At 54.3% G+C, this 20002-nt stretch carries 22 protein-coding genes; 5 read left to right on the top strand and 17 right to left on the bottom strand.

The features are described from left to right. Positions 1 to 3 precede the first annotated feature (3 nt). The gene (cls, locus tag ABNV41_RS05385) at positions 4 to 1431 is read right to left on the bottom strand and encodes a cardiolipin synthase (RefSeq protein ID WP_050819734.1); all 1428 of its coding nucleotides are present in this window, start codon (positions 1429 to 1431) and stop codon (positions 4 to 6) included. Here cls and ABNV41_RS05380 point away from each other — a divergent pair. After that, complete coding sequence (locus ABNV41_RS05380) at positions 1430 to 1879, top strand: YraN family protein (RefSeq protein WP_196332638.1); 450 nt, start codon at positions 1430 to 1432, stop codon at positions 1877 to 1879. The genes cls and ABNV41_RS05380 overlap by 2 nt on opposite strands. A 60-nt stretch (positions 1880 to 1939) precedes the next feature. Here the strand turns inward: ABNV41_RS05380 and ABNV41_RS05375 are convergent, their stop codons facing one another. From ABNV41_RS05375 to purB, 9 genes are all read right to left on the bottom strand, one after another. After that, positions 1940 to 2257, bottom strand: a complete 318-nt coding sequence (locus tag ABNV41_RS05375) for a hypothetical protein (protein WP_050819736.1) — start codon at positions 2255 to 2257, stop codon at positions 1940 to 1942. Between the two features lie 72 nt (positions 2258 to 2329). After that, positions 2330 to 2668, bottom strand: coding sequence for a Grx4 family monothiol glutaredoxin (grxD, locus tag ABNV41_RS05370; RefSeq protein WP_003630611.1), 339 nt, complete (start codon positions 2666 to 2668; stop codon positions 2330 to 2332). Between the two features lie 26 nt (positions 2669 to 2694). Beyond that, positions 2695 to 2925, bottom strand: a complete 231-nt coding sequence (locus ABNV41_RS05365) for a BolA/IbaG family iron-sulfur metabolism protein (protein ID WP_006115272.1) — start codon at positions 2923 to 2925, stop codon at positions 2695 to 2697. Positions 2926 to 2951: 26 nt separating this feature from the next. Then, complete coding sequence (purL, locus tag ABNV41_RS05360) at positions 2952 to 5156, bottom strand: phosphoribosylformylglycinamidine synthase subunit PurL (RefSeq protein ID WP_087651346.1); 2205 nt, start codon at positions 5154 to 5156, stop codon at positions 2952 to 2954. Further along, positions 5153 to 5854 carry a phosphoribosylformylglycinamidine synthase subunit PurQ gene (gene purQ / locus ABNV41_RS05355; RefSeq protein WP_050819738.1) on the bottom strand — a complete coding sequence of 234 codons (702 nt, stop codon included), beginning with the start codon at positions 5852 to 5854 and terminating at the stop codon, positions 5153 to 5155. Before purQ ends, purL begins: the two co-directional genes overlap by 4 nt. Then, positions 5851 to 6222 carry a Rap1a/Tai family immunity protein gene (locus ABNV41_RS05350; RefSeq protein WP_003630617.1) on the bottom strand — a complete coding sequence of 124 codons (372 nt, stop codon included), beginning with the start codon at positions 6220 to 6222 and terminating at the stop codon, positions 5851 to 5853. Before ABNV41_RS05350 ends, purQ begins: the two co-directional genes overlap by 4 nt. Next, complete coding sequence (gene purS / locus ABNV41_RS05345; protein WP_087651345.1) at positions 6219 to 6461, bottom strand: phosphoribosylformylglycinamidine synthase subunit PurS; 243 nt, start codon at positions 6459 to 6461, stop codon at positions 6219 to 6221. Before purS ends, ABNV41_RS05350 begins: the two co-directional genes overlap by 4 nt. Positions 6462 to 6489: 28 nt before the next feature. Next, positions 6490 to 7257, bottom strand: coding sequence for a phosphoribosylaminoimidazolesuccinocarboxamide synthase (purC, locus tag ABNV41_RS05340; protein WP_349935054.1), 768 nt, complete (start codon positions 7255 to 7257; stop codon positions 6490 to 6492). Between the two features lie 154 nt (positions 7258 to 7411). Then, entirely contained in the window at positions 7412 to 8761 is a 1350-nt protein-coding gene (purB, locus tag ABNV41_RS05335) for an adenylosuccinate lyase (protein WP_012812894.1), read from the bottom strand. A 171-nt stretch (positions 8762 to 8932) separates the two neighbouring features. Between purB and ABNV41_RS05330 the strand changes: the two genes are divergently transcribed. From ABNV41_RS05330 to ABNV41_RS05315, 4 genes are read left to right on the top strand one after another with little or no spacing between them, the layout of a single operon-like run. Continuing rightward, on the top strand, positions 8933 to 9544 hold the full coding sequence (locus tag ABNV41_RS05330) for a YjbE family putative metal transport protein (protein ID WP_087652109.1): 612 nt from the start codon (positions 8933 to 8935) through the stop codon (positions 9542 to 9544). A gap of 58 nt (positions 9545 to 9602) precedes the next feature. Then, on the top strand, positions 9603 to 11576 hold the full coding sequence (locus ABNV41_RS05325; RefSeq protein ID WP_050819740.1) for a lytic transglycosylase domain-containing protein: 1974 nt from the start codon (positions 9603 to 9605) through the stop codon (positions 11574 to 11576). A 4-nt stretch (positions 11577 to 11580) separates the two neighbouring features. Continuing rightward, positions 11581 to 12057, top strand: coding sequence for a phosphatidylglycerophosphatase A (locus ABNV41_RS05320; protein WP_050819741.1), 477 nt, complete (start codon positions 11581 to 11583; stop codon positions 12055 to 12057). A 16-nt stretch (positions 12058 to 12073) separates the two neighbouring features. After that, entirely contained in the window at positions 12074 to 12586 is a 513-nt protein-coding gene (locus tag ABNV41_RS05315) for a CinA family protein (protein ID WP_050819742.1), read from the top strand. Between the two features lie 56 nt (positions 12587 to 12642). On the opposite strand, the gene ABNV41_RS05310 is transcribed toward ABNV41_RS05315, so the two are convergent. The 7 genes from ABNV41_RS05310 to pdhA form a co-directional block, all read right to left on the bottom strand. Continuing rightward, positions 12643 to 13068, bottom strand: coding sequence for a hypothetical protein (locus tag ABNV41_RS05310; RefSeq protein ID WP_050819743.1), 426 nt, complete (start codon positions 13066 to 13068; stop codon positions 12643 to 12645). A gap of 149 nt (positions 13069 to 13217) precedes the next feature. Further along, the gene (locus ABNV41_RS05305) at positions 13218 to 13706 is read right to left on the bottom strand and encodes a type II toxin-antitoxin system RatA family toxin (RefSeq protein WP_050819744.1); all 489 of its coding nucleotides are present in this window, start codon (positions 13704 to 13706) and stop codon (positions 13218 to 13220) included. Further along, a complete protein-coding gene (gene lipA, locus ABNV41_RS05300; protein WP_050820398.1) occupies positions 13706 to 14686 on the bottom strand; it encodes a lipoyl synthase in 981 nt (326 codons plus the stop codon). The genes ABNV41_RS05305 and lipA overlap by 1 nt, the downstream gene beginning before the upstream one ends. 121 nt (positions 14687 to 14807) lie before the next feature. After that, entirely contained in the window at positions 14808 to 16220 is a 1413-nt protein-coding gene (lpdA, locus tag ABNV41_RS05295) for a dihydrolipoyl dehydrogenase (RefSeq protein WP_349935053.1), read from the bottom strand. A 30-nt stretch (positions 16221 to 16250) separates the two neighbouring features. Beyond that, positions 16251 to 17498 carry a pyruvate dehydrogenase complex dihydrolipoamide acetyltransferase gene (locus ABNV41_RS05290; RefSeq protein ID WP_050819745.1) on the bottom strand — a complete coding sequence of 416 codons (1248 nt, stop codon included), beginning with the start codon at positions 17496 to 17498 and terminating at the stop codon, positions 16251 to 16253. Between the two features lie 11 nt (positions 17499 to 17509). Beyond that, a complete protein-coding gene (locus ABNV41_RS05285) occupies positions 17510 to 18865 on the bottom strand; it encodes a pyruvate dehydrogenase complex E1 component subunit beta (RefSeq protein WP_050819746.1) in 1356 nt (451 codons plus the stop codon). 8 nt (positions 18866 to 18873) lie between these two features. Beyond that, positions 18874 to 19884, bottom strand: coding sequence for a pyruvate dehydrogenase (acetyl-transferring) E1 component subunit alpha (gene pdhA, locus ABNV41_RS05280; protein WP_050819747.1), 1011 nt, complete (start codon positions 19882 to 19884; stop codon positions 18874 to 18876). Positions 19885 to 20002 lie beyond the last annotated feature (118 nt).

Here is a 20002-nt window from a genome sequence, read left to right as displayed (position 1 = left end):
TTTTTACAAATAGGGCATAAACAATCTGGCAAACGCATCTCGGATCTGGATGATCTTGTTACGATTATCCAGATCATAATGTGTGAGCCGTTTGTTGCGGTGTTTGGTAATAAAATCATCCAGCATTTCGGCCAATACGGTATCGTAGATTTCCATATTGATTTCAAAATTCAGCCTGAGGCTGCGAATATCAAGATTGGAACTTCCCACACAAGACCAAGCCCTATCCACCACCATTAACTTGGAATGGTTAAAGGGTGGATTGGCCAGCCAGACACGCACCCCGGCATTGAGCAAAGGTGCAATATTGGCAGCACACGCCCAATCCAGCGGGAGATGATTGCTCTGGTGGGGGATAACAAGATCAACCTGCACACCGCGAAGGGCTGCCAGCCCCAGCTCGGACATCAGGCGTTGCCCCGGCAGAAAATAAGGCGTCATCAACCTTACGTTTTTGCGGGCCAGCGTAATGGCCTGCAACATGGTGTATTCTATTTTTTCCAGATCTGTATCCGGCCCAGCCGTGACAATACGTGCTAGTGATTCGCCTGTGCTTTTGTGTTCCTGAAAATACAGATCACCATGCAGGCGCTCCTGCGTGGTAAAATACCAATCCCACGCAGCGGCTTCGGCCAACTGACGGACAACCGGACCTTCCACTTTAAAATGCGTGTCCGATACCGGGTGCTTGGGTTTGCGGGAAACCATGTTTTCATCCGCAATATTCAGCCCGCCTAAAAAGCCGATACGCCCGTCTACCACCAGAATTTTGCGGTGATCGCGCAAATTGATGAAAGGCATCCGCCACGGCAGCAAAGAATGCATAAAGCGCGCGCACGGCACCCCTGCCCGCCGCAACCGATGGTAAAGGGGAGAAAGAAAATAACCGCTACCTATGCCATCAACCAGCACACGCACTTGCACGCCACGTTTATGGGCAGCAACCAGTTTATCTGCAAACAGGCCACCTACTTTGTCATCTCTGAAAATATAGGAACACAGCAGAATGCTTTTGCTGGCTTTTTCTATGGCATCCAGCATATGCGGGTATGCGCCATCTCCATCATGCAATGGAATGATGGAATTGCCACCGACCAGAGCGCGACTGCTCAGCTTACCCACCATAAGGGCTAATGGCGCAAACTGCCCTTCTAGCTCCCTGTTCCAGGATGAAGGTTGATCTATTTCCAACCGGCGGGGGGAGCGATCTCCAACCAGCTTTTTGGCCAAGCGGGTTACGCGGTTGATGCCGAACATCAGATAAAGGGTTGTGCCCAGTATAGGCATAAACACACACGCGCCTATCCACCCGATAGCAGATGCCGTGTTGCGTTTTGTAAGCAGAATGTGCAACCCGACAGAAACAACCAGCACAAACCTGATAATTGTAAGCACAAGCGTAAAAGGTGAAATGGATAAGTCTGGCAACATGATAGGTAAAATGCTCACACAAAATGGGCTGGGCTATAAGATACCGAACAAAGTGGCTGCAAAACAGGGGCCAGCATTTTTGCAGAAACAAAGACGCGGCAGTGTTGCCTACACGCAAGGTGTGGCAGCCGAACAGCAAGCCTGTGACTGGCTGGAGCAGGACGGATGGACCGTGCTTTTGCGCCGAGCCCGCACCCACCGCGGTGAAATTGATATTGTGGCCAGTAAAGCAGCAGTTCTGTGTTTTGTGGAAGTAAAAAAACGGCGTTCTATAGAAGAAGCCTTGGTAAGTTTACAGCCAGCACAACAGCGGCGCTTATTCCGTGCGGCGGAATGTCTGCTGCAAAAGCACCCTTATTGGCAATATGAAGAAATGCGTTTTGATCTGTTTGTGTTTGATGAGGCAGGCAGGATGGAGCGGTTGGAGGATGTTATCCGCCAAATGTAAAAAAGGCGCTTCTGCAACAGGAGCGCCTTTAAAACATTCGTGGGTGTAAAAGAGAAAAAATCAGGTGCGATGGCGGCGTTTGACACTATGTGCAGAAACCGCATGCGCTGGGTGGTAGCTTACAAGCCGCACCATGCTATGGGCCTTGCCGTGCTGGGCTGCAGCCAGAACAACACGGTGTGAGGACTTGGCCACAGCAACATGCCGGACATGGTGCACAACCGGCGGCGGCGCTGCTGTAAGCGCCGCGAAAGTCAACTTGCTGGCTTCCAGATCAGAAATAATGCGTTCTGCCCGAGCAGAGGAAGAAGTGGTGACTAACCCTACGCCAAGTGCTGTAAGAGCAAGAGCGCCACGTACAACCGCAACTCGTTTCATTAATCTGATCCCAACCTGTTTCTCTTTTCTTTAGGAACTATACAGTCCCACCCCCACTTGACAACCCAAAAATCAGGCTGGGGCGTTACAAGGAATGTTTTTTTCCTTGAACAGGTTTTGCAGTTCACCAGACTGATACATTTCGGTGACAATATCGCACCCGCCAATGAATTCCCCTTTTACGTAAAGCTGGGGAATTGTCGGCCAGTTTGAGAAATCCTTAATGCCCTGACGGATGGCCGGATCAGCCAGCACGTTTTCAGTTTTGAAAGGCACGCCAAGGTGCTGGAGAATCTGCACAACGCGAGCAGAAAAACCGCACTGAGGGAAATCGGCATCCCCTTTCATGAACAGCATGACGGGGTTGGCTTCAATGTCCTGCTTGATGCGCTGCTGTGCTGTATCTGTCATGGTCTGATATCCTTAAAGCTAAGTGATTAGGGAGCAGAAGTTGTAAGCGCCAGCGCATGCAGCTTGCCGCCCATGTGGCCCTGCAGGGCCTGATAGACAAGCTGATGCTGCCGCACGCGTGAAAGGCCCCGGAAGGCTTCGCTCACCACGGAACAGGCATAATGATCACCATCCCCTGCCAGATCATCAATCTTGATCTGGGCATCCGGAAAAGCCTGCCGGATATAGGTTTCGAGTTCTGTGGCGGACATTGCCATCGGTCTGCTTCCTTCCCGCTTGTTTGTTAGTTGCCCATCAGCGTCGGGAAAAACGCTTCATGGGCCGTTTTTAGGCGTGCTGCGGATATGGTGACGCCGCTGGGCAGAATCAAATCATTTCCGCCTGAGCGGGCAATAATGCGTGCTGGCACACCAGCTGCCTGAGCGCGTTCGCACAGGGCTTTGCCGTTTGCCACACAAGCCAGATAGCGGGCCTGATCTTCACCAAACCAGAAGGCTTCTGGCCGGATGCCGGAATCTGGGCTTTCCAGCTCACATCCAATGCCGCTTGCCATCACCATTTCTGCGGCGGCAACCATAATGCCACCGTCAGCAATGTCATGACATGCGGTAATGGTGCCATCCAGAATGGCGCTGCGCACAAAGTCACCATTGCGTTTTTCAGCAGCCAGATCGACCGGCGGTGGTGCACCAGCTTCCTGACCAAGGATTTCACGCAGCCAGATGGTCTGGCCAAGTTCACCCTTGGTTTCACCAATCAGCACCACGTCAGATTCTGGCTGCATGCCAAGGCCAACAGCCTTGTTCACATCATCCAGAACGCCCAAAGCGCCAATGGCGGGTGTGGGCAGAATGGCTGTGGTGGAGCCATCTGGGTTTCGTGTTTCGTTATAAAGAGACACGTTGCCGCTCACGACCGGGAAGTCCAGCGCTGTACAAGCTTCCCCCATCCCTTCAACCGCGGCCACAAACTGGCCCATGATTTCTGGCTTTTCCGGGTTGGCGAAGTTCAGGTTATCCGTTACGGCCAGTGGGCGTGCGCCAGTAGCTGTAAGGTTACGCCATGCTTCTGCAACAGCCTGTGCACCACCCGTTTTTGGGTCTGCCTGACAGTAGCGCGGGGTGCAATCTGTGGTGATGGCCAGACCGATGTCTGTATCTTCCACCTTCACAATAGCTGCATCAGCCGCACCCGGACGGCGGACTGTCTGCCCCCCTACGGTGCTGTCATACTGGTTCCATACCCATGCGCGGGAGGCCAGATCTGGAGACCCAACCAGCTTTAGCAACGTGGCATCCAAAGAAAGCGGTGCATGCACGCCTTCCAGCGGAGCCGGCGCTTTGGGTGGTGTTGCTGGGCGATCGTAAATGGGGGCCTGTTCTGCCAATGGGTCCAGCGGAATATCGGCTTCCAACTGCCCTTTGTGCTTGACGACGATGTGGCCGGTATCTGTCAGATGCCCGATAATGGCAAAATCCAGTTCCCATTTTTCAAAGATCTTGCGCGCCACGTCTGTCCGGTCAGGGCGCAGCACCATCAGCATGCGTTCCTGGCTTTCAGACAGCATCATTTCATAAGCCGTCATGTTCGGCTCACGCTGTGGCACGGCATCCAGATCAAGCTCGATACCTACGCCGCCCTTGCCTGCCATTTCCACGGAAGAAGATGTCAGCCCTGCAGCGCCCATGTCCTGAATAGCCACAATGGCATCTGTTGCCATCAGTTCCAAACAGGCTTCAATCAGCAGCTTTTCAATGAAGGGGTCACCCACCTGCACCGTGGGGCGCTTGGAAAGTGCATCTTCATCAAACTCGGCGGAAGACATGGTGGCACCATGGATACCATCACGCCCTGTGCGGGAGCCCACGTAAACAACCGGGTTGCCAACACCTGCCGCAGCGGAAAGGAAGATACGGTCCTTACGGGCCAAACCAACCGTCATGGCATTTACCAGCGGGTTGCCATCATAGGCCGGGTGGAAGTTGATTTCCCCGCCTACGGTGGGCACGCCCACGCAGTTGCCATAGCCGCCAATGCCACGCACCACGCCATCAATCACGCGGCGGGTTACGGGGTTTTCCGGGCTGCCAAAACGCAGGGCGTTCAGGTTGGCAATGGGGCGTGCGCCCATGGTGAACACATCGCGCAGAATACCGCCAACACCCGTGGCCGCACCCTGATAGGGCTCGATAAAGGATGGGTGGTTATGGCTTTCCATCTTGAAGATGGCGGCATAGCCCTGCCCAATATCCACCACACCAGCATTTTCACCGGGACCATGAATAACCCACGGCGCCTTGGTTGGCAGCGTGCGCAGCCACTTGCGGGAAGATTTGTAGGAGCAGTGTTCCGACCACATCACAGAGAACACGCCCAGTTCTGTCAGGCTGGGGGTGCGGCCCATAATGGACAGCACGCGGCCGTATTCCTCAGATGTCAGCCCGAATTCACGGGCGAGAGATTCATCAACGGTTACAGGCTTATTCACCGGACTACAGCCTCCACCAGACCTTGGAACAACGGCAGACCATCTTCACCACCCATCAGAGGATCAACCAGATCTTCTGGATGAGGCATCATGCCGCAAATGCGTTTGTTTTCGCTCAGAATGCCCGCAATGCTGTTAACGCTGCCATTGGGGTTGCTGGCGGCATCATCCGCCTGCACGTTGCCCTTGGCATCGGCATAGCGGAACGCCACAAGGCCTTCACCTTCAAGCCGTTCCAGCGTGGCGATATCTGCCGTGTAATTGCCATCACCATGCGCCAGCGGGGTGCGGAAAACATCGCCCTTTTTCCACTTGTGCGTGAAAGGCGTGTTTTCTGCTTCCACTTTCAGGTAACAATCCTGAGAGAGAAAGCGCAGGTTGGCGTTGCGCAACAGTGCACCGGGCAGAAGCCCTGTTTCCGTTAAAATCTGGAAGCCGTTGCATACACCCAGAATATGGCCGCCCTTTTGGGCAAAGGCTTTGATAGCCCCCATAATGGGAGAATGCGCGGCCATGGCACCACAGCGCAGATAATCGCCATAGCTAAAACCACCTGGCAGCACGACCAGATCGGTATCTCCCAGATCTGTTTCATGGTGCCAGATCATGCGCGGGGCCTGCCCTGTAACACGCTTGAGGGCAATGGCCATATCGCGCTCCCGGTTCGTGCCGGGGAATACGATAATTGCTGCTTTCATTTTTTCACACTGCACGGATAAGAGGCATGCAGGGCGGCAAAAACGCTTTCACCAACCGGCTTGTCCAGTGTTTCAGAATGCGCTTTCAGCCAGGCGAGAACCTTGGAACGCATAACGGGCATGGTTTCTGTGGTAGGCACACAAAAACCAGCAGGTGCAGATGGATCACCCTCGTTCCGATCATTGATCTTGGAAAGAGAGACACCATCCGTCAGGCCGCCAATATAGGCATCGCAAATGCCAGCGCTGGTGGCGCGCGTGCAAAGGCGGGCAAAGTTGCCTGCCTTCATGGGCGCAATGCGCTGGGCATGGGCAAAGCCCGGTGCCGCGCATGCCAAAGCCAAAGTTACAAGGAGGGTGCGCTTCATTCCGCCACCTCTACAGAGTAATCTTCAATTACCAGATTGGCCAGCAGATCACGCGCCATGGCATCGGCCTTTTTCTGGGCTTCCTCGGCTTTTGCGCCGGGCAGATCCAGCTCAATCACCTTGCCCACGCGCACATCCTGCACGCCTTCAAAGCCAAGTGTCTGCAATGCGTGGCTAATGGCCTTGCCCTGCGGATCCAGAACACCGTCCTTCAGCATGACGGTTACACGTACCTTCATTTTCAAGCTCCCGTTGCCACCAGCGTGGTTACTGGACCGTTTCCGGCCCCTTCATATCTCCGCCTGCCCCGTTTTCTGGCAGGATGCCCATGCGGCGCGCCACTTCCTGATAGGCTTCTTTTACGTTGCCCATATCGCGGCGGAACCGGTCTTTATCCAGTTTTTCGTTTGTGTGCATATCCCACAGGCGGCAGTTATCTGGCGAGATTTCATCTGCCAGCACAATCTGCATATCTTCGCCTTCCCAGATACGGCCAAACTCCAGTTTGAAGTCTACCAACTGGATGCCGATACCGCTGAACAGGCCGCACAGAAAATCATTTACCCGCATGGCCATGCGGGTAATTTCTTCCATATCGTGCGGGCAGGCCCAGCCGAAGGCGATGATGTGGTCTTCTGAAACCAGAGGATCACCCAGCGCGTCATTCTTGTAATAGAATTCCACAATCGGGCGTGGCAGACGCTCCCCTTCGGGAATATCAAAGCGCTTGGAAATGCTGCCAGCGGCAATATTGCGCACAACCACTTCTAGCGGAATAATTTCCACTTCCTTTACCAACTGCTCACGCATGTTGATGCGGCGGATAAAGTGCGTGGGAATGCCGATTTCCTGCAACCGCAGCATCAGAAATTCACTGATACGGTTGTTCAGAACGCCTTTCCCGGTAATTACGCCGCTTTTTGCGCCGTTCCCTGCTGTGGCATCGTCCTTGAAATATTGCACAAGGGTGCCAGGTTCGGGGCCTTCAAAAAGGATTTTGGCTTTACCTTCATAAAGCTGACGCCGACGGGCCATGATGATCCTTACCTGTCGAAAAAGGGTAAGCCAGTTCGGGCAGAACTGGCTGTTGTTCAAGGGGCCAGCCAGTATGGCCCCTTACATGCTAGGATATGGTTCATAGCAGGCTTCCGGGTAGGAAGATATATCCTGCTATGACAGGGGAGCCTGCTTACTGGCGGGGCCCTGTTTCACCAAAGATTTTTTCGTACTGCGTATCCAGCGCCTTCAGGTGCTGGCGGCTATCCATTGCTGCATCCAGAACGTCGGGGGAGATACGGCCAGAAATTTCCGGATCTGCATCCAGATTTTCACGGAAGGTTTTGCATTCCGGCGTGCCTAGTTTGGTCCATGTTTCCATGGCGTTACGCTGCACGATCCGGTAGGCATCCTCGCGCGAAAGACCAGCTTTGGCCAGTGCCAGCAGCACTTCGCCGGAATGTACAACACCGCCAAGGCTTTCAATGTTGGCGGCCATGCGGTCTGGATACACCAGCATTTTGGAGATCATGCCAGACAGACGCACAAGGGCAAAATCCAGCCCGATAGTGGCATCTGGGCAGATGTTCCGTTCTACAGAAGAATGGCTGATATCGCGTTCATGCCACAGGGCTACGTCTTCCAGCGCCGGAATAACGGCCGCACGTACCAAGCGGGCCAGACCTGTCAGGTTTTCTGTCAGCACCGGGTTGCGCTTGTGCGGCATGGCGGAAGAGCCCTTCTGGCCCTTATGGAAGAATTCTTCTGCTTCACGCACTTCAGAGCGCTGGAGATGGCGCACTTCAATGGCTAGACGTTCAATGCCGCTGGCAATCACAGCCAGAGCACAGAAGTAAGCGGCATGCCGATCACGCGGGATAACCTGCGTGGAAACGGTTTCCGGCTTCAGGCCCAGACGTTCTGCCACGTAGGATTCAACGCGCGGGTCCAGATGCGCATAGGTGCCCACAGCACCAGAAATGGCACAGGTGGCAATTTCAGCGCGCGCAGTTTCAAGCCGTTCTTTGTTGCGGGCGAATTCTGCGTAATGGCCAGCCAGCTTCAGCCCGAAAGATGTGGGTTCGGCATGAATACCGTGGCTGCGGCCAATGGTGAGGGTATGTTTGTGTTCGAAAGCGCGTGTTTTCAGCGCATCCAGAACACCATCCAGATCTTTCAGCAGCAGGTCTGTTGCCTGCACAAGCTGTACGGCCAAACAGGTATCCAGCACATCGGATGATGTCATGCCCAAATGCACAAAGCGGCTTTCCGGGCCAACCTTTTCTGCCAGCCATGTCAGGAAGGCAATGACGTCGTGCCGGGTTTCGGCTTCAATTTCATCAATGCGGGCCAGATCGGCATCAGAGAAGGCGGCCATTGCGGCATCGCCTTTTTCGCGCACAACCTTGGCGGCTTCCTTTGGCACGGTGCCATATTCAGCCATGGCTTCACATGCCAGCGCTTCAATTTCAAACCAGATGCGATAGCGGTTTGTGGGAGACCAGATGGCGGCCATGACGGGGCGAGTATAACGCGGCACCATAACGCAGAATTCCTTAACCAAAACAATAAAGCCAACAGGTGGCGTCTCTCTAGCGGATTTCGTGCCTTTCGTCTGCCCGCAAAGCGGAAAACTTTGACTTTTTGTGTTCCTTCCCGAAACTGCCGCCTTTTCGGGCGCATTTTGCGCCCTGTTTTTCGAATCGGAGCTCACGTGAACGGCTTTCTGGATTCCTTCAGCCTGACAGCATTTGTCGCCTTTTTGCAGGTTGTGCTGATTGATGTGACACTGGCGGGGGATAACGCCGTTGTTATTGGTATGGCGGTGCGGTCTCTTTCTGGCGCGCAGCGGCGGAAAGCCATTTTTGCCGGTGTAGGGCTGGCGGCTGTTATCCGTATTTTGCTGGCGCTGGTGGCGGTACGGCTGCTGGAAATTGTGGGCCTTACGCTGGCCGGCGGCTTTTTGCTGCTTTGGGTATGCTGGCGCATGTACCGCGAAATGCGGGAAAGCCATGCCGATGCTGATGCAGGCCCGGCTCCACCAGCCAGCTTGGGAAAAGCGATTTTCCGTATCCTGATAGCTGATTTGTCCATGAGCTTGGATAACGTGCTGGCTGTTGCCGGTGCTGCGCGGGAGCATCCGGCTATTCTTATAGCCGGTCTGGCGCTTTCCGTGCTGCTTATGGGGCTGGCGGCGTCTGTTATTGCGCGGCTACTGGATAAATATAAATGGATTTCCTGGGTTGGCCTGCTGATTGTTCTGGCCGTTGCCATTGAGCTGATTGTGAAAGGTGGCGGCGAAGTTTGGGGGCATTTGCCCCACTGATTGAAGGCTGGTGCGGAAAGCACTTGCCAAGGCGCGGGAAACGCGCTGATTCTGCGGTATGAGACGTTTTGCGATTTCGTACCGATACCGCCTTGTGGCGGCTGTTTCTCTGGCGTGCATGGGGCTGAGCGCCTGCTCGTCCTCCTCGCCAGAACAGCAGGGAGCCTCTGAAAACCGTTTGGCATGGCCAACGGAGCAGCAGGCCGCCCAAGGCACACCCCCTACAAGTGATGTCGCCAGCCGGTTGACGGTCTGGCTGGGGTTGGTGAAATCCTCGCAGAACAGTGCGCAGGCTTATGCTGATTTCCTACAAACACGTCCGGTATGGCCCCGTTGGCAGTTGCTGACATCACGCATGCAACTGGCATTGGCCAAGGAAACAGATCCAGCCGTGCTGGCCCGGTTGTGCGCCACACAAAATCTGACATATGGCCCTGCCCTTGCGCAATGTGCCACGCAGGTTCCGGCCTCGGCGGATTTAAGCAAACGCTTGAATGCAGAAGCCGCACAGGCTTGGGTAAATGGGAATGATGCCAGCTCCGCCGCCGCAGCCCTGCAAAGCAACTTTGCATCTGCCATCACGCCAGAACGTTCTTGGTTGCGGTTTGATCGTGAAGAAAAAAATGGGCTGATCGCGGCAGCCAAGCAAACCCTGCCCACTCTTTCGGCCCAAAAGCAGCAGCTGGCGCAGGCCCGCCTGGCTTTCCGTGCCGATGATCCGGCAGCAGAAACACTGCTAGCCGCCCTACCCGCTAACCAGCGGTCTGACCCTTACCTTATTTTTGATCATGCGCGCTGGCTGCGCAAACAGCAGCGTTATGATGAAGCCGTGGCGCTATGGAAAAGCGCTGGTGTAGATGCCGAACGCAGCACACATGGTGCCTCATTCTGGCGGGAACGAGATACGCTGGCGCGGGAATTGATTCAGGCAGGTCGTGCCGCAGATGCTTTTGCTGTGGCAAATGATACCGCGACCACACCAACAAACAGGCTGGATGCACAGTTTCTTTCCGGTTGGATTGCCCTGCGCCTGCAGCATGATCCGGCAACAGCAGAAACTTTTTTCCGCCCGCTTGCGCAGTCTTCAGCCCTTATTACGCGTAGTCGCGGCTTTTATTGGCTTGGGCGGGCGCGTGCTGCGGCAGGAGATTCCGCTTCGGCCCACGCAAATTGGCAGCAGGCTGCGGCCCTGCCCGGTACATTTTATGGGCAAATGGCAGCTGCTGCACTGGAAGGCCGCAACAATGTGCTGCTGGACCCCGCCAATGTGCCAGAGGAAACCCGCACGCGCCTAAAAGCTGAGCGTGACCCGGAAACAACCACATCAGAAGATGTTTACGTTTCTGGCAGTGAACTGGCGCAGGCAGCGCAAATTCTTGTTTCATGGGGAGATCGCCCCCATGCGCGAGATTTTATGAACATGCTGGAACAGCAGGTTACAAGTACGCCGCAGCGTCTGGCACTGTCTTCTTTGTCTGCGCAGTTGGGCTTGCCGGATATCGCCGTAACAGTCTCCCGCCATGCGGGCCGAGATGGCGTATTTTTGCTGCGCTCTGGTTGGCCGCTACCTTATACGCCGCCATCCAGCACGTTGCCTGCGGGCGTGGCACTCGGTTTGATGCGGCAGGAAAGTAACTTTAACCCTGATGCCGTTAGCCCCTCTAACGCTATTGGGCTTATGCAGCTTAAGCCTTCCACTGCAGGAGATATGCTGCGCGTAACGGGCCTGCCGGCCTCAGCAGCAACGGCTGCCGGGCTGCATGATCCAGAAAACAACATGCGTTTGGGCACAGCTTATCTGGAGCATATTCAATCCCGCTTTGGGGCTGTGGTGCCGTATATGGCCGCAGCGTATAATGGAGGCCCTACCCGTTTGGCACGCTGGTTGAGCACAGCTGGCAACCCAGCCCAGAACGGCGCTTCTGCCGAAGAGATGATCGACTGGATTGAGAGTATTCCCTATTCCGAAACGCGGAATTATGTGCAGCGTGTGTGGGAAAACATGACCATCTATGTGGCATTGGGGAACTAATAAAATGGATATGGCACGGCTGATAGCAACATTTGGTGGGTGTGGGCTTTCCCCCCGCGCACCGGGTACGGTTGGTTCCTTGGCTGCACTGGTGGTGGGGTTGCCTTTGTTAAAGCGCCCACGGCTTTTGGTGGCAGGTATTGCTGTTGTCACCGTGGTGGGTTGGTGGGCCACAAAACGCAGTGGCAAAGGCGAAGATCACAGCTGGATTGTGATTGATGAAGTGGCCGGTATGTGGATAGCCCTGCTGGCGTGCCTGCCCAAAACAGAGGAACAGGCCCGTGAAAAATGGTTCTGGATGTATCCTCTGCTCTCGTTTGCCTTTTTCCGTTTGTTTGACATTACAAAGCCCGGCCCCGTTGGTGTGCTGGATAAACGGCATGATGCCACAGGTGTGATGGGGGATGATGTAGTTGCAGGCGCTATGGCAGCGTTATGTGTAAAAGGCGTGCGCACGGTTGTGGGGCGCTCATCACACTAAGCGGAAGGTTTGGGCCATGTCTGCGGTTGATGCATCTTTTTCAGAGCTTTCTGTGTTGGCAGCAGCTGAGCGTGTGCTGGCCCGTTTACGGCAGATAGATGGACACGTGGTAACAGCAGAAAGCTGTACAGGTGGTTTGGCTGCGGCCATGTTGACGCATTTTCCCGGTTCTTCCGATGTTACGGAAGGCGGGTTTGTCACGTATTCCAACATCATGAAGCAAAAGGTGCTGGGCGTTCCGGCTAAAGTATTGGAAAAGCACGGGGCCGTAAGTGCACAAACCGTGGAAAAAATGGCTGAAGGTGCGTTAGCAGCCTCTCCACTCGCAACTATTTCTGTCGCTATTTCTGGTATTGCTGGGCCGGGTGGCGGATCAGAGGAAAAACCCGTAGGGCTTGTATGGTTTGCCACAGCCAAGAAAGATGGTGCTGCTGTCTCGGACAAGCAGATTTTTTCAGGCGGGCGGGAAGATATAAGAGCGCAAGCGGCATTACATGCGTTTGAACTGATTTTACAGCGTTTGAGCTAAAATCACCAATAAAATGCTGCTGCCGAAACAGGTCCGACAGCAGCACGCCACTCAGATTACTGAGCCGGAACAGGAGCCGGCAGCGGAGCATTTGTTGGCGCCGTAGCAGTAGGCGCTGTAGGCAGAGCTGGCGCTTTTACGCCTGTGCCAGCAGCTACCGGGGCCGGAATGCCAGGAGCAGATACGCTTGGTGCGGTAAGAGTTGGTGCAGATGGAGCTGTTACGGCAGGTGCTGCGCCAGCAATGGCAGGAACCTGATTGCTCTGTGCCGCTGCCAGGCTTTTGGCGTTCAGATCTGCTGTTTCAGCATCACCGTTGTTCTGTGCAGCTTTTTCACCTGCGGCACATTTGCCTTTCAGGCAATGCTCATGGTGATGGTGCGCATGCATACCATGATGCGTTGCGGTTTCAGCAGCCATAGCTGGCGCAACAGCCAGAGTTGCAGAAGATGCCAGCAGAGCTGCCGCAAAAAGTTTTTTCATATGGATATATTCCTTCAATAAGGTTGAATCGCCTTTTCACAGGCAATTCCCATATTCCACAATAGGTTACAGAAAATTGCCTGCGCGTATCATAAGCAGGGTTTCAACTGAAACAAAGGAATAAACCAAAGAAAATATCCGCGCTGCTTTCAGGTGGCGGGGTGTTCACTGGTACAGGCTGTTGCTGTGTTGGTGGTTGGCGTTTGTGGCGGCCCATATACTTCCCGCGCACGTTTGATAAAGGCAGAAACCATCAGCCTTGTGGCCTCTGTAAATACAACACCAATAGCCGCCTGCAAAATGCGCGAACGGAACTCAAAATCCACAAAAAACTCTACAAGGCAGCCTTCAGGCGTTGCAGTGAATTTCCAGATATTGCGCAAATACCTAAAAGGCCCGCGCTCATACCGAACGGTAATGGATGATGGACGGTCCAGGGTCACGCGCGATGTAAAACTTTCCCGAAACGGGCCAAAACCAATGGTTAAGTCCGCAACAAGTTCTGTGGCGGTGCGAGTGCGCACTTTGGCGGCAACACACCAAGGCAGAAACTTGGGATACTGGCCAACATCGGCAACAAGATCAAAAATCTGATCCGGGCGATAAGGTAAAACACGCTTTTCTGCGTGCTGTGGCATTACTGATCCTCCTTCAGGCGGGCATTGCGTGCATCACGCAGTGCGGCAAAGTCGGCATCGGCATGGTAGGAGGAGCGCGTAAGCGGGCTGGAGCTAACCTGTAAAAAGCCTTTTACGCGTGCCATTGTGCCGTAATCCTCAAACTCTGCCGGGGTAACAAAACGTGCAACTGGGGCATGTTTGACTGTAGGCTGGAGATACTGGCCCATTGTAATAAAATCTACATCTGCCACGCGCAGATCATCCATGACCTGAGCGAGTTCCATTTTTTCTTCCCCCAATCCAAGCATCAGCCCGGATTTGGTAAAAATGGATGCATCAAGCTGTTTGACCCGATCCAATAACCGCAAGGACTGGTAATAACGAGCCCCCGGCCGAATAGTCGGATACAGGCGTGGCACGGTTTCCAGATTGTGGTTGAAAACATCAGGTCGTGCTTCAACAACCACTTCTAACGCGTTCTTTTTGCGTAAAAAATCTGGTGTCAGGATTTCAATGGTTGTTTCTGGTGCCGCAGTACGGATGGCATGAATAACGCGGGCAAAATGGTGTGCGCCCCCATCTTCCAGATCATCCCGATCTACGGATGTAATCACAACATGCCGTAGCCCAAGGCGTGCTACGGCTTCTGCCACGCGGGTGGGTTCATCTTCATCCAACGCATGCGGCAGGCCGGTAGTCACATTGCAGAATGCACAGGCCCGAGTGCAGATTTCCCCCATGATCATCATGGTGGCATGGCGCTGAGACCAGCATTCCCCAATGTTGGGGCACGCAGCTTCCTCACACACGGTTACCAGTTTGTTGCTGCGCATCAACGCGCGTGTTTCGTGGTAAACTGGGTGGTTGGGTGCCTTAACGCGTATCCAGTCCGGTTTGCGGGCTATGGGGTTGTCTGGCCGGTGTGCTTTTTCTGGATGACGCAGCTTGTTGGGGCTGCTGCCTCCTGTTCGATGATCAATCACAACGCGAATAGACATATCTTTGCCCGCTTTTGCCAAGGGTTACCACAGAACTGGAACGCTCCTGCCGTGGCGTCAAGGCAGGAACGCTCCAGATAGTGCTTTGGCAACATCAAACCCTTGAGATGATACACCAAAACTAGAAGTGAAGCGCCCCGCCATAAGCGGCCAGAACGGCTTCGTGCATGGATTCAGAAATGGTGGGATGAGGGGAAATGGTTTCCATCAGCTCGGCTTCAGTCAGCTCTGCTGTGCGGGCAATAACAAAACCCTGAATCATTTCCGTAACTTCCGCGCCAATCATATGCGCGCCCAACAGTTCGCCTGTCTGGGCATCAAATACGGTTTTTACCATGCCCTCAGGCTCACCCATGGCAAGCGCTTTGCCGTTAGCCATAAGCGGAAATTTGCCAACGCGCACTTTGTAACCGGCTTCCTTGGCACGCGCTTCTGTATACCCAACAGAAGCCACCTGAGGCCGGCAATATGTGCAGCCCGGAATTTTTGTAACATCAATGGGATGCACGGTTTTGCCAGCAATGGCTTCAACGCACATCACAGCTTCATGGCTGGCTTTGTGTGCAAGCCACGGGGCCCCTGCCAAGTCACCAATAGCGTAAACGCCCGGTTCACCCGTACGGCACAGATCATCGGTAACCACATGTGTGCGGTCTACTTTGATCTTGGTGCCTTCCAGCCCGATATTTTCAACATTGCCGACAATGCCCACGGCAGAAATAACGCGGTCTACGGTAATGGTTTCCGTTTTGCCGCCTACTTCTACCGGCACAGTCACATCGTTCTTGCCCTTTTTCAGCGCCCCAACCTTGGCGCTGGTAAGAACGCGCATGCCCTGTTTTTCAAATTCCTTGCGGGCCAAGGCGCTGATTTCTTCGTCTTCCACGGGCAGAATACGCGGCGCAACTTCCACCAGCGTAACTTCAGACCCCATGTTGCGATAGAAGGAGGCAAATTCCGTGCCAATAGCGCCAGACCCAATAACAAGCAGCCGCTTGGGGAGTTCATCTGGCACCAAGGCTTCCCGATAAGACCAGACAAGTTTGCCGTCTGCTTCCAGCCCCGGCAATGCACGCGCACGCGCACCTGTGGCCAGAATAACATGCTTGGCGGTAAGGGTTTGTGGTGCGCCACTTTCCGGCTGCACCAGCACCTTGCGCTTGCCACCGGCAGCAACGCCGCCCAGCTTACCAAATCCTTTAAAAACAGGAACTTTGGCTTTTTTCAACAGGTGCTGCACACCAGATGCAAGCTGTTTGGAAACAGCACGAGAGCGCGCAACAATTGCTTTAAAATCAAAGCTTACGCCATCAGCTTTAAAGCCATATGTGCCCAGATCATGCAGCAGGTGGTTGATCTCGGAAGCGCGCAGCAATGCCTTGGTGGGAATACAGCCCCAGTTCAGGCAGATACCCCCAAGATGATTGGCTTCCACCACAGCAACGGAAAGCTTGAGTTGTGCTGCCCGAAGTGCCGCTACATAACCGCCCGGCCCACCGCCAATAACGATGATATCAAAATCAGTCTGGCTCATAATATGCCTGATCCTCAGAAAGCCGCGCGGTTAGAGAACGAGTGAAAGCGGAGATTCAACCGCTGCACGGAAAGCAGAGAGCCAACGGGCTGCCGCAGCCCCATCCACCACGCGATGATCCACCGAGAGGGTAACGGTCATGACTGTGGCAATAGCCAGCTCATTCCCTTTCACCACAGCCTGTTTTTTACCTGCTGCAATAGCCAGAATGGCAGCCTGCGGCGGGTTAACAATGGCGGCAAAGTCTTTTACGCCGTACATCCCCATGTTGGAGATGGAGAACGTACCACCCTGAAACTCTTCTGGCTTCAGCTTGCCGGCGCGGGCGCGGGCAATCAGATCCTTGGCTTCCTGACTGATGTCTTTCAGGCTCTTGCGGTCTGCCTGTTTGACGATAGGCGTGATCAGCCCATCATCGAGAGAAACGGCAACCGAGATATCTGCATCTTCGTGCAGGATCATGGCCTCTTCGGTGTAAGACGCGTTCACTTCCGGCACCTGCTTGAGAGCAACGGCAGAAGCCTTAATAAGCATGTCGTTTACAGACAGCTTGAAAGCATCTGCCCCTTCTGCCGGAGACATGGCATTAAGCTGCGCACGCAAAGCCAGAAGTGCATCCAGTTCTACATCTATGGAAACATAGAAGTGCGGAATGGTGGCTTTGGATTCACTCAGGCGGCGGGCAATAACCTTGCGCATGGTGGTGTGCGGTACTGCGCTGCTGCCACCAGATGCAGGCAAGGTAGAAGCCACCAGCCCTGCACTCGGGGCTTTGTTAAGAGCTGCTTCCACATCCCGTTTGACAATGCGGCCATTTGGGCCAGTGCCTTTAATGGCTGCCAGATCAATATTCTTCTGGCGTGCAATGCGTCGCGCAAGCGGAGATGCCACAACCCGGCCAACAGGTTTATCTGCCCGCTGTGCAGGGGCTGCCTGCGTTACCACTGGTGCTGCTGAAGCGACAGGTTGCGGTACAGGGGCTGGCTCAGCAGATGCCGCGTTTTGAGGTGTGTCGATGTTATCGGGCACCGCCTCGCCTTCTTCCACCAGAATGGCGATAGGTGTGTTGACCGCAACACCTTCTGCACCTTCCTGAATAAGGATACGGCCCAGAATACCTTCCTCAATGGCTTCTACTTCCATTGTGGCTTTGTCGGTTTCAATCTCGGCCAGAACGTCACCGCTATTTACGGCGTCCCCTTCCTTTTTCAGCCAGCGGGCCAGTTTGCCCTCTGTCATGGTAGGAGAAAGAGCGGGCATTAAAATTTCAGTCGCCATCTGTCATTCCCTCACATCAGGCCAAGTGCGGCTTTAACCACATCTTCAGGCTGTGGCAGGGCCAATTTTTCCAGATTGGCGGCAAACGGCATGGGCACATCCACACCCGTTACACGGGCCGGTGGGGCATCCAGCCAATCAAACGCGTGTTCGATCACCTGCATGGCAACTTCTGCGCCAATACCTGCAAACGGCCAGCCTTCTTCTACCGTAACCAGACGGCTGGTTTTCTTTACGCTTTCTACAATTGTATCTGTATCCAGCGGGCGCAGGCTGCGCAGGTTGATCACTTCAGCCTCAATGCCTTGTTTGGCCAGCTCAGCTGCAGCATCCAGCGCCGTGGTAACAGCAATGGAGAATGCAACAATTGTGACATCCGAGCCAGCGCGTTCGATCTTGGCCTTGCCGATGGGCACAATGAAATCTTCATCAATCGGGCAAGGGAATTTGCGCCCGTAAAGAATTTCGTTTTCCAGCACCACAACGGGGTTGGGGTCACGGATAGCGGCGCGCAACAGGCCTTTGGCATCTGCGGAAGACCACGGCACAACCACTTTCAGGCCCGGCACATGGGCGTACCAGCTACCGTAACACTGAGAATGCTGCGCACCCACGCGGGATGCAGGGCCGTTTGGCCCACGGAACACAATGGGGCACCCCATCTGGCCGCCAGACATATACAGCGTTTTGGCTGCGGAATTGATGATATGGTCAATAGCCTGCATGGAGAAGTTCATGGTCATGAACTCTACAACGGGCTTGAGGCCAGTAAGAGCAGCGCCCACGGCCATGCCTGTAAAGCCGTGTTCGGCAATAGGCATGTCAATTACGCGCTTCTCACCAAATTCCTGCAACAGGCCTTGGGAGATTTTGTAAGCGCCCTGATACTGAGCAACTTCTTCACCCATCAGGAACACGTCTGGATCACGCCGCAATTCGGCAGCCAGTGCATCGCGCAGTGCTTCACGCACAGTGATTTCCTGCGTCTCGCCCCAGTCTTTTTCTTCTTCCACCGGGGCAGATACTGGTGCGCTTACGGGAGCAGATGCGGTTGGCTGTGCTGCGGGCGCGGCTTCTGCAAGGGCAGTGCTTTTAGGCGTGTCGATATTATCTGGCACCGCCTCGCCTTCTTCCACCAGAATGGCGATAGGTGTGTTCACAGCCACACCTTCAGTGCCTTCTGCTGTGAGAATACGGCCTAGAATACCTTCTTCAATGGCTTCTACTTCCATTGTGGCTTTGTCGGTTTCAATCTCGGCCAGAACGTCACCGCTATTTACGGCGTCCCCTTCCTTTTTCAGCCAGCGGGCCAGTTTGCCCTCTGTCATGGTAGGAGAAAGGGCGGGCATTAAAATTTCAGTCGCCATGTTTATGCTCAAGCCTCCAGAACAACATCCGTATAAAGTTCGGCCGGATCTGGTTCCGGGCTGGTCTGCGCAAATTCCGCAGAGTCGTTCACGATGCCCTTGATCTCGGTTTCCATGGTTTTCAGTTCTGCTTCTGTCACGCCAGAATCCAGCAGGATGTGTTTAACGTGTTCAATGGGATCACGCGTTTTGCGGACTTCATCCACCTCATCTCGCGTGCGGTATTTTGCCGGGTCAGACATGGAATGGCCACGATAGCGGTATGTCATCACCTCCAGCAGGTAAGGCCCCTTTCCTGCGCGGCAATGCTTTACGGCTTCTTCTGCTGCGGCATATACGGCGGCAACATCCATGCCATCCACCCGCTTGCCGGGAATGCCCCACGGCTCGCCATTTTTGTAGAGTTCGTGCGATGCAGACGCCCGCTCAACAGCGGTGCCCATACCGTAACGGTTGTTTTCAATAACAAAAATACAGGGGAGCTTGAGCAGAGCAGCCAGATTGAAACTTTCGTAAACCTGGCCCTGATTGGCTGCGCCATCACCAAAATAAGCTACGGAAACTTCATCCGTATCACGGTATTTGTTAGCAAATGCCAGCCCGATACCCAGAGAGACCTGCGCGCCAACAATGCCGTGGCCACCGTAAAAGTTCTTCTCGCGGGAGAACATGTGCATAGAGCCACCCTTACCGTGGGAATACCCGGTAGAGCGGCCCGTCAGTTCTGCCATCACGCCACGAGGGGTCATACCGGCTACCAGCATCTGGCCGTGGTCTCGGTAAGATGTAATCAGCTTATCGCCTTCTTTCAGGCTCATCTGGATACCAACCACCACAGCTTCTTGCCCGATATACAGGTGGCAGAAACCGCCAATCAGACCCATGCCGTAAAGTTGCCCGGCTTTTTCTTCAAAGCGGCGGATCAGAAGCATGTCATAGTAGGCTTTAAGAAACTGGTCTCGTGTTAAGGAAGGACCATTATTCCCTGCCTTACCGACCTGTTTGGCGTTCGTTCCCATGCGTGATGAACCTTCTGCGATATGTAAACAGTTCGTAATAAATGGTGCGTAACAACGGCATCCGTTTCCAGATCTTCAGGTGTTTCCTAAAGGCCCAGTAAAACCGCATGGTGTTTCG

The organism is Acetobacter sp. A11-2 (genome assembly GCF_040208445.1).
Lineage (GTDB): Bacteria > Pseudomonadota > Alphaproteobacteria > Acetobacterales > Acetobacteraceae > Acetobacter > Acetobacter oryzoeni.
This window is presented reverse-complemented; position numbering and strand designations above follow the sequence as displayed.